Source organism: Bartonella sp. CE47NXGY, from assembly GCF_042195415.1.
In the GTDB taxonomy this organism is placed as follows: Bacteria; Pseudomonadota; Alphaproteobacteria; order Rhizobiales; family Rhizobiaceae; genus Bartonella.
The window spans coordinates 1-1819 of sequence record NZ_JBHIOI010000112.1 but is presented as its reverse complement, the minus strand read 5'-3'; the positions used below and the strand labels follow the sequence as shown (position 1 = coordinate 1819).

2 protein-coding genes are annotated in these 1819 nt (G+C 44.5%); both read right to left on the bottom strand.

What is annotated here, in order from left to right; all coding sequences use genetic code 11:
• Positions 1 to 933: phage tail protein (locus ACFIL3_RS09885; RefSeq protein ID WP_375682197.1), on the bottom strand; the 933-nt coding region annotated here is incomplete at its 3' end.
• Between the two features lie 7 nt (positions 934 to 940).
• A partial coding sequence (locus ACFIL3_RS09880) for a phage tail protein (protein ID WP_375682196.1) occupies positions 941 to 1819 on the bottom strand: 879 nt, incomplete at its 5' end.

Sequence of the window (1819 nt, the reverse complement as noted above, 5' to 3'; positions counted from 1 at the left end):
AAAGGGAGTCTCTACCTGTGGACTTCCTGCTATTTGGTCAAATTCTTGATTACACTTGTCCAAAGCATCCCCACTCAAACCTACACACTCTTCGTCTATAGCTCTCTTTCGCCTTGTCACGGGCGCTTCAGAAGAAGAAACATCCCGTTTTTTTCGAGAAGAAAGACCTTCTGATGACGCTGGACCTATAAAATGCTCATGCGCTTTTAAAGAACAGGGTTGTATACTTGCAAAAGAACGCCAAGGGTCTAAATTGCGTTCATTATCAAGTCCCCGTAAAAATAGCCCCCGAAAATCGGGAACATTAAACGTCGTGGCGCCATCTCCTTCTCCCCACGTCGTTCCTATCGCAGAAAATAAATCCCAATAAACATACCGTGAATAAGCACTTCCATCACATGGCAACCAACCATCCGGCAAGCGCTCCATTGCAAACGGTCCTATCAGACCGGAAGGTAAACGTTTTAAGGAAGAAACTTTGCCCCTTGTCGGGTTGAGAACTTGCCAACCCGTAAGCTCTTCATCATACACAAGCGTATAAAGACAGCCATCTTGTATCTCTCCTCCCGATAAGGCTAATAAACCGGTTTCTGTCGCCTTATAAACGGGCTTACCGGCTAAATTATTTAAAGCAATTGTTGTCGCCCCAACATTCTTGCCCTTCGCTTTAAAACAAACCGATATGCCATTCTTATACTCTAAAAATGCCGATTGGCTTAGAAGCCTTATCACGCTCGTCTTTTGGTTATTATCAACCGTCACAATCCCTTCAAGCACACCCCCCGTATCCGATAAATACTCACTTACCCGTTGCATCATAAAACGAGCGCTATTATTAACCGTGTTAGGGTGCTGTCCCTCTGACCAATTAATTAAAGCATCAGCACCACCATTCTCAGATGCTGTTAAAGACCAATCATAAATCGTGGACATCTAAACCTCACGTCTTGATTCCAAACACAACACTCATATTAATCGGGCGCGTCTCACTTATACCTGAACTTGCCAATGCAACATCACGCATGTGAAGGTGGGAATGGGGAAAGGCGAGCTTATGGTGCACGCGTATATCCTCTGCTCTCACGCCCAAACGTTCAGCAAGCTTCAATCTTTGCTGGTCATTCAACACATATCCCCAGATGATCGTCATATCACCATGCCAACTCTCTTCCTGATTTTCATCATTCAAAATCGTAAAGGATTGACCCCCATGGTCATGCTTTCTCATTGCGTCATTTTGTAAAGTGCCAAGATAACGAAAGCGGTCTATCTCGCGGTCATCATCAACACCTCGTAAAAAAACACCACGCAAATCGGGAACATTAAACTTCGTCCAACTATCAGCGCCTCCCCACCTGATCCCTATCGCTTCATAAAGAGCAGGATAATCACTACGCAAATAAGCCTTCCCATCACATGGTAACCAGCCATCTGGCAAAACTTGCATCCCAAAAATCCCTATCGTCCCTGGTGGATAAACAGGGATAACCGGCTCTTGCGATAAAGAGAGAGGCGTAGGATTTAAAACTTGCCAAGCATGATCCCTATAAACCAAGCTATAAATGCACCCCCTTTGAAGCTCGCCTCCCGATAAAACACGGAGACCTAATTCCGTCGCCTTGTAAACAGGTTTAGCCGCCAAATCATTCAAGGCAATTGCGGTTTCCCCAACATTCTTGCCCTTCGCTTTAAAATAAATTGATATCCCATTCTTATACTCTAAAAATTGCGATTGGCTTTGAAGTCTTATCAACGTCGTCTGGTGTTCAGCATCAACCGTAAAAGTGCTTTCAATCACACCACTCGTATCCGATAAATA